The sequence below is a fragment of the Patescibacteria group bacterium genome (assembly GCA_018897295.1).
Lineage (GTDB): Bacteria > Patescibacteriota > Minisyncoccia > RBG-13-40-8-A > RBG-13-40-8-A > JAHILA01.
The window spans coordinates 41,588-56,442 of record JAHILA010000018.1 but is presented as its reverse complement, the minus strand read 5'-3'; the positions used below and the strand labels follow the sequence as shown (position 1 = coordinate 56,442).

Below are 14,855 nucleotides of genomic sequence, written 5' to 3'. Positions count from 1 at the left end.
TTGGTGGCTCAATTGGTTTCGGTGGAAGATATAATGGTACTTCACAAGCTGGTTTTGCTGTAATTAAAGGGGCGAAGGAAAGTGCTACCGCCGCAGAATATGGAGGTTATTTATCTTTTAATACTAGAGCGCATGGCACACGGTTATCAGAAAAAATGAGAATATCAGGAAATGGCAACGTCGGCATCGGCGACACTGCACCCGCTTACACTCTTTCTGTTGACGGGACTGCATCAATATCAGACGACTTTTATGTAGGCGATAATATGTTATTTGCTGATTTATCTGAAAATACAATATTTTCATCAGCAAGTTGGGATATAACGAATGATTTAACAATCAATCATCTTCATTTTGGAACCAGCTTATCATTAATAAATATAGCAGATAATCTCAATGTCGGAGCTGGATTTCCAGCAAGAACAACCGGGGATTACAACACATCTGTTGGAATAGGTGCTCAAGCTGCGTTAACTGAAGGAAGATGGAATAACGCCTTTGGATGGCACACTCAAAACGCACTGACAACCGGACTATGGAATGATGCCTTTGGCTATGAAGCTCAACGTTCACTGACAGAAGGAAATTATAATAATGCCTTTGGTTATGATAACTTAACTTCATTGATAGATGGAGATAATAATAACTCTTTTGGTAGTTCAGCTTTGGCTTCACTCACTACAGCTAGTAACACAAATGCTTTTGGGCATTTGGCTGGATGGTCTATTACAACCGCTTCAGGCGGAGTTTTCCTTGGGAGTTATGCCGGATATTACGAGACCGCTGCTGATAAACTATTCATTGACAATAGGCAACGCACCTCCGAATCCGATGGTAGGGCCAATGCTCTCATCTACGGGGTATTCGCCGATGCTGTGGCGAATCAAATTCTCACGTTTAATGCCAATGTCGGCATCGGGACGACGGCACCAGGGGCATTGTTGGAAATTGCTAGTGCTACTGATGCAACCGATTATATTAAATTAAGCGATAATGGTTGGTCTACGGATAATACAAGGAAGGGTATTGTTTGGAATCAAGGAGCCACTGATTTGGTAGCGATTGATGCTATTCGGGAAAGTTCAGGAAATGTTGGGTTAAGGTTTTCAACTTATGGCGGGGCGGTAGCAAAGGTAGACGTGCTAACCATTCAGGCAGGCGGCAACGTCGGGATTGGGACGACGGCGCCAAGATACCAAACAGAAATTAGTGGGATTGGACAAGATACAGCGGCTTTAACTGATGCTGGAGCAAAATTAGGTACTCTTTCAATAATTGGCAACGCTAACAATGCTGGTTCAGGGGGTGCAATTGTTTTTGGTAGTGCTAATTCTGTGTCTGCTGCCTCTATAGGTGGGGCAGCGATTAAATACTTACTTAGCGATAGTAGTAATAATACTAGAGGAGATTTGGCTTTTTCAACCAGAAATGCTTCGACTGATGTGGCATTAACGGAACGAATGAGAATATTGGCTACTGGCAACGTCGGGATTGGGGACTTAGCTCCTGCTTATCTTCTTTCTGTTGATGGCACGGCTTCTGTTTCAGGCGCTGCGTATTTCCCAAACACCCCAAGCGTTGCTGATTTAAGAACAGATGTTAATGGTATGTTATACAATGGCGCCTCTGATTTGACATTAAAGAAGAACGTCACTGATATTGATAATGCTTTGGAAAAATTGATTTCATTAAGGGGCGTGAATTTCAACTGGAGAACACCAGAAGAGGGCAATGATTATGTTGTTTTGGACGGCAACGAAAATCATATGGGCTTTATTGCGCAAGAAATAGCAAGTAGTGGAGTGCCTGATTTAGTATACACATTTGGATACAATGACCGAGAAATTTACTCGGTAAAAGAATTAGAAATAACTGCTTTGCTGGTTGAGGGAGTCAAAGAACTTGCCTCATCGGTAAGCGCGCAGGGCGAAATGATTACTTCTTTATCAATGGAAATAGAAGCAATAAAAGAATCCTTGTCTTTGGATAGCGAAGGCACAATTGATTCCTCTGGGACAATGGAAATCAATGATGGATTTTTGGCTGTCTTATTTGATAAATTAAAGGACTTTGGCATTACAATTGAAAAAACCATTGTGAAAATTACCCAATTAATGACAAGAACATTGGTTATTGAAAAAAATCCTGACCAGGGCCAGAGCTCAATAGGCGAGGGAATAATTAAAGTTGAAAGCGTGTCCGCAGAAATCAGAACTAATCAGATTATACCGAGTTCTAAAATATTTATTACTTTTAGAAATGATTATGGTTCGCGCTGGTGGATAAACTATCAGGAAAATGGCCTTGCTATTATTAATATTGCTGATCCAGCTGTACAAGATTTAAAATTTGATTGGTGGATAGTGCAAACCGAACCAGTTGAAATAACGTCAACTCCTGCAGAAACTCCTGTCGAGGTTCCTATTGAAGTCCCTATTGAAGAACCCATCGAAGAACCCTTGCCCGCCGACTTGCCCATTGATGAGGTGGAAACCCCAGTAGAGGAGGGAGCAACTGAACCAGCAATTCCGGCAACTGAACCCGCCGCCGCAATAACGGAATAGTAATGATTGATGATATTGATGGAGATATTGACAAGCGATTTTTTTAATTTTAACATTAAATGTAGGACATACGATGTCCTACATAAAGCTATAAAAATTTATATGCCTAGAGAATTTTTAACAAATGGGTTTTATCATGTATTTGATCGAGGCGTTGAAAAACGCAACATTTTTCGAGATAATAACGATTATATTCGATTTATTCATGATTTGTATGAATTCAATGACAAAAAACCTGCCCTGCCCTATGTTCGTAGAGGTAGTAATGTAGGACATACGATGTCCTACATAGAACGTGATAAATTGGTTAATATACACGCATTTGTGCTAATGCCGAATCATCATCATTTGATTATTGAACCGATTAAGAAAAACGGAGCTTATTTGTTTATGAAAAAACTTCATTGCGGATACGCAAGGGGTTTTAATGAAAAACACAAAAGAAGTGGCTATCTTTTTCAAGGGAGATACAAAGATGTTTATATTAAAGATGATAGACAATTGATGCATCTTGTTTGTTATATTCATTCGAATCCATTAAGTTTATGGAAAGAGGGTTGGAAAGAAAAGAAATTAACGAGATTAGAGATCAAACAAGCAATTAAATTTTTAGAAAAATATAAGTGGTCAAGCCATATGGATTATTGGGGAATTAAAAATTTTCCATCGGTTATTGATAATAAGTTTTTATTAGAAATTTTTGGCGGACCAGAAAAATATAAAAAATATTTTATTGATTGGTTAGAACAATATCAAAAAAACGAAACATATATTCGAGAATTAATATTGGATTAGCTAGACGTAATGTAGGACATACGATGTCCTACATTTGACACGAGAATTTTTGGAGTTATAATTTAATTATGGAGCAACAATTGAATTCCGCCTCATCGGCGGACAAGATTGGCCAGAGCGAGTCCAAACCGAAAAGAAAAAAAATAATCACGGCAGTGGTTTTTTTTGTTATAATTTTGGCAATAATTTATTTAGGAGCAACAGAGGGAGTACAATGGTGGAAAGCAAAACAGGAATATGTTCGTATGGGTTTCGCCTCAATACCTCCAATCTTACCTTGACGAGTTTTCTTTCCGTTATAATTACCGGACTTCTTCTGTTCCTGTCTTTTTGCTTTTGCTTTTTCGGGTAGTTGGATAGCTTTGTGAGGTAGGTTGTAAAAGTTGTCTTTATTGGAACTTTTATATGTTATACCTATTGAGTTATTTCGGGGTGTTCTTTTAAGTATTCATCTCTTATATATACCCCTAGGGTTGGTGCCATATTATCTATATTGCGAGCTGGATTATTATAGAAAAAGACCTTAAGAAAATCCATATAGGATTTGTCGGATAGAAAATGTATAGATTTTATAGCAGAAAGTTCAACATCATATTTTAATTTTGGTTCTTCCCCGTTGATATAGTTGAAAAAATCCAATTTATGTTCTTTAAATACATTATCAAATCCTAAATCTTTAATAAATTGATTGCCCTGTGGTGTTAAATTAAGAGGGCTATAAGCTTTTAATTCTTTGGGGTCAAAATGCAGACTTGATTTTTTCGTTAAAAAATCGCAAACCACTTTTATGTTATGTTTAATAGTTTCTGATGTAATCTCAAGTTTATCTAATATTTGTAATTTTCTTCCTATATAGATTAAAGCCCCAACCATAACAGGAATTCCAATATAGCTTATAATTTGTTGAATTGTCATATTTCTTTTATTAATTATTATAATTCCATTATAACACAAGTGTCTAATTTTCAAAACTCTCTTTCGAGAGTTTTTTAATTTTCAGCAAAAACCTGTTTGACGATGGGCTTTTCGGTTGATAAAATTAGAACGAGATACAATGTTGTCAAAGGTCGGTTTAATAAATATTTAAGACTATAAAATATTATGATAAATTCTATTGAAGAAAAATTAATAATCGCATATCTTCAAGGTGGGAACGCCAAAGACAAATCACCTGCGATATTAAAAGAATGTCTTGAGGTAATTAAAGAAGCTATCACAGAAAGTAAATCTGGACAATCCAAGGCGGAGATATTTGCGCCTCGTCGGGATTCTGGGGTTTAGTTTCTTCTAATCCCAATATTTTTCTAATCTCTTCTTTCGTTATAATGCCCTGTTTTATTAAGAGCTGAATGTTTTGGGCGTATTCTATTATTATATCGGGAGTTATAAATGACATTTTATTATTTTTAATTTTTAGCTTCATACTTGTCAACAAGGGAGAGTTGCTTTCAAAAATCTCTTGTCAATGTTCGATATAGGGCATATAATAGGAGTGTCGGGAAGTGTTTCAAATTTGCTGGAGCGAGGAGGGGCAAGGAAGCCCGGCAATCGAAAAATCTTCTTTGCCCCATCCAGTAAATAAACTTGAAAAAATCTCAATAGTGAGATTTTTTTGTTTGGGGCTGGAAAAAATAGAGGGAAAGAGGTATAATAAAGAATAGAATGGAGAATATAAATCATAAAAATAAGCATTTAACGGAATAAAAACATGACAAGGCAAATTATAATCACGGCTGAATATTTTAGACAATATAGACAAAAATTGGGATTCTCTAATCAAGCGAATGTTAAAAACTTTTTTGGCGCAAAAGACATTACACCAACAGTTGATTTTAATTACATTGACCTTTTGAATAAAAGGCTTTACGAAATTGTGGATAGACTGAATAAAGTCGTTGTGGATGAAATCAAAATTGATAATCTAAAATCTTTCAAAAAGCAGAATATTGACCGTGTCTTTAACATATTGAAAAAGGGAAATATATTACCAAAACTTAATAATCAAAGACGAAGACCTGAACAAGTATATTTTTCATGGATACAGGGATATATTATCTCTAATTATTTTTCAAAAGCAATAAGTATAATATTCGGTGTTGATGTATCAGCAATTAGCTCGATTGGTGAGGACGATTTACGAAATATTAAAACATTTAAAAGAACAGCAAAAGCTGACCTGGAAATAACATTAAATAAAGAAGAGAAAGTAATTATAGAAATGCAGTCTGGGTTTACTGGTACAAATGATATAAAACAACACAAAGTTATAGAGGCGAAAAAAGTTTTTAATGATTCGGGAAAACATACATTGGCTATCCATTTTGATTTATATAATGGTCAAGTTGCCTTTATTAAGTTGGATGAAATTGAAGATGATAGTGTAAATTGGATTACAAGACCGCAAATGGAAGGGCAAATGGTTTTTAATATAGATCAGAATCATTTCGTTTGGAAAATTACAGAACCGCCCATTGAATATAAGGATATGAAGTTTGATTAGGATTTTTTATGATTAAGAAAAAGAAATTAAAAGTTATTGATTTATTCTCTGGTGTTGGTGGTTTAAGTTATGGCTTTGCTCATGATGATAATTTTGAAATAGTGGCAGCAAACGAAATTTTACCAAATATGGCAAAAGCATACTCTCTGAATCATCAGACGGCAAAAGTCTATGTCGAAGATATAAAAGATTTTAATGCACAAAAAATTGAAAAAGATTTGAATATCAAAGCGAACGAGATTGACATTATCGTTGGTGGACCGCCTTGTCAGGCATATTCAACTGTTGGAAAAAGATTGATTGATGACCCAAGAGGAAAACTTTTTCAAGAATATTATCGGGTTCTAAAAGAATTTAATCCTAAACTTTTTCTTTTTGAGAATGTAAAAGGGCTTTTATCAATGCAAGGCGGCGAATTATTAAAAACAATCATTTCACTTTTTGAATCGCTTGGATATAAGGTGCAATATAAACTTTTGAATGCCGCCGATTATGGCGCGCCACAAATCAGAGAAAGGGTTGTTATTATTGGTTCAAAACTTGAAACTAATTTTCAATATCCAGAACCTACACATTACAATCCGGAAGAAACGCCCGACCTATTCAATAAAGAACTCAAACCATATTTAACGCTTGAAGAAGCAATAAGTGATTTACCATTTATTAAATCAAGCGAAGAAAGCTTTGAGTATTCTTCCGAGCCACAAAATGATTTTCAAAAGTTTATGCGTAAAAATGCACCAACAAAATTAATGGATCATAATTCGCCAAACAATAATCCAAAATTGGTAAAAATAATGGAATTATTGCCAGACGGCGGAACGCCAGAGGATTTACCGGAAAACTTGCGCCCAACATCAGGTTTCAAAAATACTTATTGCCGTCTTTGGTGGAAAAGACCATCAACGACTATAACCAGAAATTTAAGTACTCCCTCATCATCAAGATGTATTCATCCGAAAGCACCAAGGCCACTAACAACGAGAGAAGGTGCAAGGATTCAATGTTTCCCCGACGACTATAAGTTTTATGGATCGAGAAGTGATAGGAATTTGCAAATTGGGAATGCCGTACCGACCCTTCTATCAATCGCATTGGCAGAATCAATATTAGACAATTTTTTTAGAGACAAACCATTACAAAGATTTGTAACTAAATAGAATTTTAAATTATTAAAATCGTCTATCGCTGGTTCGGTATTTGATCACGCCTGCCCCGTATAAATTTTACCATGAGATGGTTTCTAAACTTTACATTAGCAAAATCATGTAACCTTTTACGAGGTGCGTGGGTTGAATAGACCCCAACCTTTATGGGCGAAGCGCCTCGCTCGAAATTATTTTGTAAAATTTCATACTGGGGTATTTATGTATTATGGCACTGGCGTTCCGCCGATTGAACTGGTTGGCAGCGCGAGTGTGGATATAAAGGAGATTAGTTATACCCCATAATTTTATTGTGGTAGAATAAAAATATGTTGTTGAAGATTGAAAAACTTTTATTCTACCTTTTTCTTTTTTTAATTCCTTTTCAGATAAGAATTTTCCTGAATAATAACGGGGAATGGAATTCTATCTTTATTTATCTGGGCGACCTGATATTTCTTGCGGTCTTAGTGCTTTGGATTATCAATAATAAAATTCCGAGCCATAAATTAGCCATCAAAAACAAAAAAAATATTTTTTTGTTTTTATTTTTATTAATTGCTTTTATTTCGGTGTTTGTCAGCTCGGGGACAAAAATCAGCGCATTCAGATTTCTGAAATTATTGGAGTTCGCAATCTTGTTTATTTATATTTTTCATAAAAAAGAAGCAAAAATTCTTCATATTTTATTTTATTCCGGTATTTTACAGGGAATTTTGGCAATTACGCAGTTTATCAAGCAAGGAAGCATTAATATAAAATTTATTGAAGCAGGAGTTTTTTCGCCTGATTCGCCGGGAGTGGCGAATTTTATTTTAAATGGGGACAGAATTTTGCGCAGTTATGGAAGTTTTTCGCATCCGAATGTTCTGGCAGGTTTTTTACTAATGACAATTTTCGCGTTCTACGCAATATGGCAGAAAAAACCAATAAATATTTTAAGATGTATTGGTTTCGCAGTTCTAGTTTTTGCAATGTTTTTAACTTTTTCCCGCACAGCGATTGTGGTTTTTGGAGTGATGAGTCTGATATTTTTCCTTTTTGAATTTTTTAAATTAAGAAAATTGGAACATACAGAACAAAGATTAATAGACGGGAAAAAACTGATAAAATTATTTTTATTATTTATTGTCTCATGCCTTTTGGCAGTAATGATCCTCTTTCCTTGTATCAAGGCCAGATTTTTTACCATATCCTTAGGAGAACAGGCAGTTGATTTAAGGATTTTTTACAATAAAATGGCGATTGAAATGATAAAAGAAAAGCCGATTCTTGGAATCGGTGTTGGAAATTTTGTAAATTACTCGCAGAATTATTCAGCATATCTAAGAGCTGCGAGCAAAATGATTGATGTCCCTCGACAAGACTCGGGACAACTCGTTCCGAGTTGGATATATCAGCCAGTGCATAATATTTATTTATTAATCGCATCGGAGATTGGGATTTTGGGAGTATTAGCGTTTTTGGGATTTGTGGCGATAGTTTTATTGGATGAAATTAAAAAGAAGTCAGCTTTTTTATTACTTACTATAAGTTTTTTAATTCTTGCCTTGCTTGACCATTATTTTTGGACTTTGCAGTCCGGCGGGATTATGTTCTGGCTGGCGCTGGCATTAACGCAAAAAGAATAATATGCAGTATATTTGTGATTTTCATACACATTCAAAATATTCCAGAGCAACCTCAAAACAGGCTGATATTGATAATTTCGGCAAATGGGCGAAAATAAAAGGCGTTGATGTTTTAGGAACCGGCGATTTTACCCATCCTTTGTGGTTCAGGGGATTAAAAGAAAGATTAATACCTGCAGAGGATGGGCTTTTCAAATTAAAACCTTCAAACGGCAATAATCATAATGGCAATAATCATAATGAGACCAGATTTATTTTGACCACGGAAATTTCCAGCATTTATTCAAAAAACGGCAAAACCAGAAAAATTCATAATATTATTTTTGCTCCGTCATTTGAAGTTGTAGAAAAAATCAATACTCATTTGGGCTGGATTGGAAATTTGAAATCAGACGGGAGGCCGATTCTGGGTTTGGATGCGAAAGAACTGGCAAAAATTGTTTTAGGTATTTCTCCGGATTGCATGGTAATTCCGGCTCATGCCTGGACTCCCTGGTTTTCTATTTTTGGTCATTTTTCGGGATTTGATTCAATTGAAGAGTGTTTTGAGGAGTATTCTAAATATATTTATGCGATTGAAACTGGTTTGTCCAGTGACCCGGAAATGAATTGGCGCTGGTCAAAATTGGATAATATCACTTTAATTTCCAATTCCGATGCGCATTCACCACATAAAATCGGCCGCGAGGCGAATATTTTCGAAGGAGAGAAAATAAGCTATAATTTAATTACTGAGGCAATAAAAAGAAAGTCCGACGAATTGAAACTTGTCAGAACTCTTGAATTTTTTCCCGAAGAAGGGAAATACCATTGGGATGGGCATCGGGATTGCGGAGTTGTGCTTTCTCCTGAAGAATCGCTGAAATACAATAATCTCTGCCCGGTTTGCGGAAAAATGATGACTATTGGCGTAATGAATAGAGTTTGCCAATTAGCCGACAGGAAAGACGACACGAAACCGGCAAATGCGATCCCTTTTCAAAAATTAATTCCTTTGGAAGAAATAATCGCTGATGTTATAGGTTTGGGAGTCGGCACTAAAGGCGTGGAAGCGCATTATAAAAATTTGATTAGGGTTTTTGGCAATGAATTTAATATTTTGCTTAACGTGAGAAAAGGAGAACTCACAGGAGCAAGTTCTCCGGAAATTGCCGAAGGCATAGAAAAAGTCAGGCAGGGGAAAATTTCAATCCAGCCGGGATATGACGGGGAATTCGGTAAAATCAGCGTTTTCGGCGAAACAGAACAGAGGCCGAAGACCAATGGAGGGCAAGAAGTTTTATTTTAATCCCGCAGCTGCGGGACAAGTTATGGATATAGAAGTAATCAATAATTCAGTATTAAGGCTTTTATACGAACATCGTTATATCTTTGCCTTATTAGGCGCCATACTTGAAGGCAATTTTATCATGATTTTGAGTGGCGTGCTTTTCCGGCTCGGCTTTTTTGATTTTTGGGCATTGGCAGCGGTCCTGATCGGCGGATATTTTCTTAATGGAATCGGCTGGTATTTGATCGGACGTATTGGCGGAAATGTAATTGTTGAGAAATTTATGAAGCGCAGGAAATTCGGCAGCAAGGTAATAGATAAATTGGAATTGTATTTCCAAAAACATAGCACTAAAACTATTTTTTTAACCAGAATTACTTATGGCATAAGTATGTTTACATTTATGATTGCCGGAAGCCTAAAAATGAATTTGAAAAAGTTTTTAAGCGCGAGTTTTATTGCAACAATTGTCTGGGTTCTAATAATGGTTAGCTTGGGCTATGGCTTTGGAGTCGGACTTCAATCATTAAGTAGAGTTACCACAGGCATTACATTTGGCCTGATTGTTGTTATAATTATCTTGATAATTCTGGTTTCGTTTTCCTTTATCGCCTGGATGAGATATCTTGCCAGAACCCAATTTGTAAAGGATTTGGAAAATCACAAATCGCCTTTTTTAAGCAAGATCGGAGAAATAATAACAAAATCATTTCATCGTAAAGATAAAAATATTAATTAAGTGGAAATAACCAAAGAAATGAAAATTGACGAGGCGTTGCAGAAGCATCCAAAAATAATTGCTATTTTTATGAAACATGGATTCCATTGCTTAGGTTGCGCAGCAGCGAATTATGAGGATATTGAGTCCGGAGCAAAAGTTCACGGCATTGATGTTGATGAGTTTATTAAAGAGTTGAATGAAGTAATCGAAAATGATTAACAGGGATATAGCTCACATCTTAAATAATATTTCCGAATATCTGGCAATGGATGATATTTCTTTTAAGCCGCGCGCCTATGAAAAGGCGGCAACGAGTATTGAAGCACTTGATGAAAGTGTTTTTGATATTTATAAGGCAGGCGGGATAAAGGCGCTGGAGAATATTCCGGCTGTGGGATTCGGCATTGCCCAAAAAATCGAGGAATACATAAAAACCGGAAAAATAAAAGAATATGAAACACTGAAAAAAAAGATTCCAGTCAATCTTGAAGAATTAACCGCAGTTCAAGGCATTGGTCCGAAGAGCGTATTAAAATTATACAAAGAATTGAATATTAGAGATATAAAAGATTTGGAAAAAGCAATAAAAGACAAAAAAATCAGGAAAATTGAAGGATTCGGCCAGAAAAGCGAGGAAAATATGTCAATGTCCATCCGATTTTTGAAAAACTCTAATAGCAGATTTCCTTTGGGTTATGTTTTATATGATTTAAGAAAAATAGAAGAAAGGATTGAAAAACTGTCCGGAGTCAAAAAAGTATTATTGTGTGGTTCAATAAGAAGAATGAAAGAAGATGTCGGCGACGCAGATATATTGGTAGCAGTATCATCGGATAAAATCGCAAAGGACGTGATAAATTACTTTATTAATATGCCGGAAGTGGCGCATATTTACAGCCATGGTAATACAAAATCATCCGTAAAATTGAGGAATCACATAAATTTTGATTTAAGAGTAGTTGCAGAAGAAAGCTTTGGCGCTGCAGCCCAATATTTTACCGGAAGCAAGAATCATAATATTGAATTAAGAAAAATTGCTATTAAAAAAGGATTAAAATTAAATGAATACGGGTTTTCCAAGGAAGAAGAGGTCTATGAAACTCTGGGACTGCAATGGATTCCGCCGGAATTAAGAGAGAATGCTGGTGAAATTGAAGCCAGTCAACAAAATAAACTGCCCAAATTAATCGGTTACCAAGACCTCAAAGGCGATTTGCAAATGCACTCTAAATGGAGCGATGGGCAAAATACGATTGAAGAAATGGCAAAAAAGGCAATGGCAATGGGATTGGAGTATATCGCGATTACAGACCATCTGCGCGGGACGCTTGGTAATCTGATTAACGAGAAGGATTTATTAAAGCAATGGGAAGAAATAGACAAGCTTAATGCAAATTATAAAAAACGTGGGATTAAATTCAGGATATTAAAAGGCGGAGAAGTAGAAATTTTAAATAATGGGAAATTATTTATGCGAGATGAAATTCTGGAAAAACTTGATGTTGTTGGCGCAGCAATCCATACTCACGCTAAGATGACCAAAGAACAAATGACTGAAATATATATTAAAGTAATGAAAAACCCGAACGTAGATATAATTTTCCATCCCACTGGCCGATTGATAGGCATAAGGCCACCGCGTGAAATGGATATTGGAAAAATTATTCGCGCAGCAAAAGAAACAAAAACAGTTTTAGAAATTGATGCTTATTATAATAGATTGGATTTAAAAGATGAATATGCGAGGATAGCGAAAAATGCCGGAGTGAAGATTGCGATTGATTCTGATGCGCACAATATTTCGCATTTTCAGTATTTGGAATTAGGCATTGCCCAAGCGCGCAGGGGATGGCTGGAGAAAAAAGACGTTATCAATGCCTGGCCAGTAGAGAAAATGTTGGAGATGTTGAAATAATATTTCTGGCTTGACACAAAGAAAGATAAGTGCTATGTTGTAGATAGTACCCTAAAATACAAATAAACAAGGATTTTTATTCATATATTCCGCTGGATAGGAGTAATCCTAAATTAAACCCAAGCGGAAAAAAGGAGGATGACGATGTTAAAAACATTGATCACCAGCCGAGACCCGAAAGGTCTCCACGCAGTCGGTCTCTTCGAGGCCGTCTACAACAAGTCCAAGCTCGACGATGCGCGCGCACAGCGACTCAACGAGCGCGGTGGTGAACTGCAGGACGGGATCGCGAAGCTCATCACTGAGCTGTCCGCGTCCAACCAGTTCGCCGACGAGGAAGTTTGTTCCAACCGCACGTACCCGAAGGAGTACAAGGGGCCAAAGCCGATCGCGGATCAGATCAAGGCAATCGCCAAGATTTTCAATCTCAACCCGAGTCAGACCCTCGAGTTCGCCAAGAGCTTGTCTGAGCTCCCCGATGGCGCCGAAGGATGGTTCGCCATCCCGCGTTGGCAGTCGGTTGCCAAGACCTACAACGAGGCGGTTCAGAAGGTGCTCGACCTGATCAAGAGGCAGCGCAAGGGCAACTTCTACAACTACCGCGGAGGCGAAATCGGAGAGACGTATCTCCGCCAGCACGAGCGCACGGCCAAGAAGCTCCAGATGTTGGGTGACCAACAGACGGGCTTCGACATTCTGGTCGTCGCCGCTCAGTTCGGTTTTCGCCATCGGGGTCGCTCCGTTCGTCGGACTCACGAGGTCTTTATGGCCAACGAGTTCGGACTCGGCGCATTCAAGGCAGGTTGCATGCTTCTGACACATCCTGAACGGTTCGTCTCTTATGACGACCTATGGATCGACTGCGCTGGCAACGAGTATGCGCCTGATGCTGCTGGCGATTTCCACGACGCGCCGTGCTTCCGCTTCCGCGTTGGCGGGGTCTTGTTCGGCACGCGTTGGGTGGGCCTCACTAATGCCCGCTATGGTTCGGCGTCTGGTTTTCTCCAGCAGTAACTCTGGAATTCTTGAATTCTTGGCGGGATGTCTCTCAATGGAGACATCCCGCACTTTTTTATATTTTGAATTTATGTTATATTAAAGATAGGAAAGGTCGTTAATTAGAAATTTATAATTTTATGTTTTATTCATTTTGTTGTTTAGGATTTTGGGCAGGTCTTTTAATTGTGGTTGGGGTTGTGCTTCTTTTAATCAATACAGGAATAATCAGCGCAGCTGTTTGGGCATATTGGCCGATTCTGCTCATAATTATCGGAGTTTATATTTTGACTTTAAGAAAACGAAGAAAAAAAATCGCCATCCATCAGATTTTCCAAAAATTAGCCACTGATGACCGAGTTCAGGATAAGATTAAAAAAATTATTGAAACCGTTGACGAAGTAGTTGAGAGAAAAATAGACGAATGGCACGATGAGGCAACTGAAAAGGAGGCGCCAACAAGAAAAAATGAAGGCCTTAGCGGAAAACAGAAGATATAGTTATGATTATGAGATATTGGAGACCCTTGAGGCCGGTTTAGTGCTTTTTGGCTTTGAAGCTAAGGCAATTAAAACCGGCCGAGTTAGTTTACAAGGTTCTTTTGTAACCACAAAGGGCGGAGAAATGTATTTAACCAATGCTCTGATTCCGCCGTACCAGCCAGCCAATACGCCAGATGATTATAACCAGCTCAGGCCGAGAAAACTTTTATTGAGAAAATCAGAAATTAGTTCTCTGATCGGCAAATTAAAGGTAAAAGGGTTGACATTAATTCCAATTCGGCTGTATACTAGGAAAAGTAAGATAAAGTTGGAATTCGGGGTAGCAAAAGGGAAAAGGAAGATTGATAAAAGAGAATCAATTAAGAAGAGAGATATTGAAAGAGAATTAGGAAGGAAGATTGGGGGACGATAGGTTTCGATCGAAGATCTTTTTAAAATAAGCAAGCCGAGGACTTCAGCATCTCGTTAAAATCTGAAAAAAACAAACGCAAAAACAAATTTTGCTTTCGCTACAGCTTAATTTATTAAGTCGCAGCCACTTTAATTGAGATTCTCAATAGGCGATTGAAGTGTTATAGTGCCGAAAGGCATTTGAGATAGGTGTCTTGATTCCCAATGCAAAACACTGAAATGAAATTGGGTCAGGTTATTCTGATTTTTGTCTGCTTTTTATCTAAATAACCGAGAAAATAAACAGACCAAGCTTGTCGAATTATTTTAAAGAGCCTTCGAGACGGGAGTTCAATTCTCCCCGTCTCCATCCTTCGCTCCGATAAATCGGAGCTTCGGATGGCAAGCCATCCTTGTCATTCTAT

The 14,855-nt window shown here is 37.3% G+C and carries 15 protein-coding genes and 1 other RNA gene; 15 read left to right on the top strand and 1 reads right to left on the bottom strand.

Going from position 1 to position 14,855, the window contains the following annotated elements; translation table 11 throughout:
• From KKI21_03030 to KKI21_03020, 3 genes are all read left to right on the top strand, one after another.
• Window positions 1-2,564, top strand: a 2,564-nt coding sequence (locus KKI21_03030; protein MBU4285172.1) for a tail fiber domain-containing protein, incomplete at its 5' end; no start/stop codon positions are given.
• A gap of 102 nt (window positions 2,565-2,666) precedes the next feature.
• Window positions 2,667-3,359 carry a transposase gene (locus KKI21_03025; GenBank protein MBU4285171.1) on the top strand — a complete coding sequence of 231 codons (693 nt, stop codon included), beginning with the start codon at window positions 2,667-2,669 and terminating at the stop codon, window positions 3,357-3,359.
• 68 nt (window positions 3,360-3,427) lie between these two features.
• Window positions 3,428-3,640 carry a hypothetical protein gene (locus KKI21_03020; protein ID MBU4285170.1) on the top strand — a complete coding sequence of 71 codons (213 nt, stop codon included), beginning with the start codon at window positions 3,428-3,430 and terminating at the stop codon, window positions 3,638-3,640.
• 133 nt (window positions 3,641-3,773) lie between these two features.
• Here KKI21_03020 and KKI21_03015 read toward each other — a convergent pair whose 3' ends face one another.
• A complete protein-coding gene (locus tag KKI21_03015) occupies window positions 3,774-4,274 on the bottom strand; it encodes a hypothetical protein (GenBank protein MBU4285169.1) in 501 nt (166 codons plus the stop codon).
• 186 nt (window positions 4,275-4,460) lie between these two features.
• Here KKI21_03015 and KKI21_03010 point away from each other — a divergent pair, with 186 nt between their 5' ends.
• From KKI21_03010 to ssrA, 12 genes are all read left to right on the top strand, one after another.
• A complete protein-coding gene (locus KKI21_03010; GenBank protein ID MBU4285168.1) occupies window positions 4,461-4,640 on the top strand; it encodes a hypothetical protein in 180 nt (59 codons plus the stop codon).
• Between the two features lie 481 nt (window positions 4,641-5,121).
• On the top strand, window positions 5,122-5,859 hold the full coding sequence (locus KKI21_03005) for a restriction endonuclease (protein ID MBU4285167.1): 738 nt from the start codon (window positions 5,122-5,124) through the stop codon (window positions 5,857-5,859).
• Between the two features lie 8 nt (window positions 5,860-5,867).
• Window positions 5,868-7,019, top strand: a complete 1,152-nt coding sequence (locus KKI21_03000) for a DNA cytosine methyltransferase (GenBank protein ID MBU4285166.1) — start codon at window positions 5,868-5,870, stop codon at window positions 7,017-7,019.
• A gap of 314 nt (window positions 7,020-7,333) precedes the next feature.
• A complete protein-coding gene (locus KKI21_02995) occupies window positions 7,334-8,635 on the top strand; it encodes an O-antigen ligase family protein (protein ID MBU4285165.1) in 1,302 nt (433 codons plus the stop codon).
• 1 nt (window position 8,636) lies between these two features.
• Window positions 8,637-9,923, top strand: coding sequence for an endonuclease Q family protein (locus KKI21_02990; GenBank protein MBU4285164.1), 1,287 nt, complete (start codon window positions 8,637-8,639; stop codon window positions 9,921-9,923).
• Window positions 9,898-10,644, top strand: a complete 747-nt coding sequence (locus KKI21_02985) for a DedA family protein (GenBank protein MBU4285163.1) — start codon at window positions 9,898-9,900, stop codon at window positions 10,642-10,644. The genes KKI21_02990 and KKI21_02985 overlap by 26 nt, the downstream gene beginning before the upstream one ends.
• Window positions 10,645-10,662: 18 nt before the next feature.
• On the top strand, window positions 10,663-10,845 hold the full coding sequence (locus KKI21_02980; GenBank protein MBU4285162.1) for a DUF1858 domain-containing protein: 183 nt from the start codon (window positions 10,663-10,665) through the stop codon (window positions 10,843-10,845).
• Complete coding sequence (polX, locus tag KKI21_02975) at window positions 10,838-12,541, top strand: DNA polymerase/3'-5' exonuclease PolX (protein MBU4285161.1); 1,704 nt, start codon at window positions 10,838-10,840, stop codon at window positions 12,539-12,541. The genes KKI21_02980 and polX overlap by 8 nt, the downstream gene beginning before the upstream one ends.
• 144 nt (window positions 12,542-12,685) lie before the next feature.
• Window positions 12,686-13,555, top strand: a complete 870-nt coding sequence (locus KKI21_02970; protein ID MBU4285160.1) for a hypothetical protein — start codon at window positions 12,686-12,688, stop codon at window positions 13,553-13,555.
• A 122-nt stretch (window positions 13,556-13,677) separates the two neighbouring features.
• Window positions 13,678-14,037: a hypothetical protein gene (locus KKI21_02965; protein MBU4285159.1), complete on the top strand. Its 360-nt coding sequence runs from the start codon at window positions 13,678-13,680 to the stop codon at window positions 14,035-14,037.
• Window positions 13,970-14,452 carry an SsrA-binding protein SmpB gene (smpB, locus tag KKI21_02960; GenBank protein MBU4285158.1) on the top strand — a complete coding sequence of 161 codons (483 nt, stop codon included), beginning with the start codon at window positions 13,970-13,972 and terminating at the stop codon, window positions 14,450-14,452. The genes KKI21_02965 and smpB overlap by 68 nt, the downstream gene beginning before the upstream one ends.
• Window positions 14,442-14,803, top strand: a transfer-messenger RNA (tmRNA) gene (gene ssrA, locus KKI21_02955). Before smpB ends, ssrA begins: the two co-directional genes overlap by 11 nt.
• Window positions 14,804-14,855 lie beyond the last annotated feature (52 nt).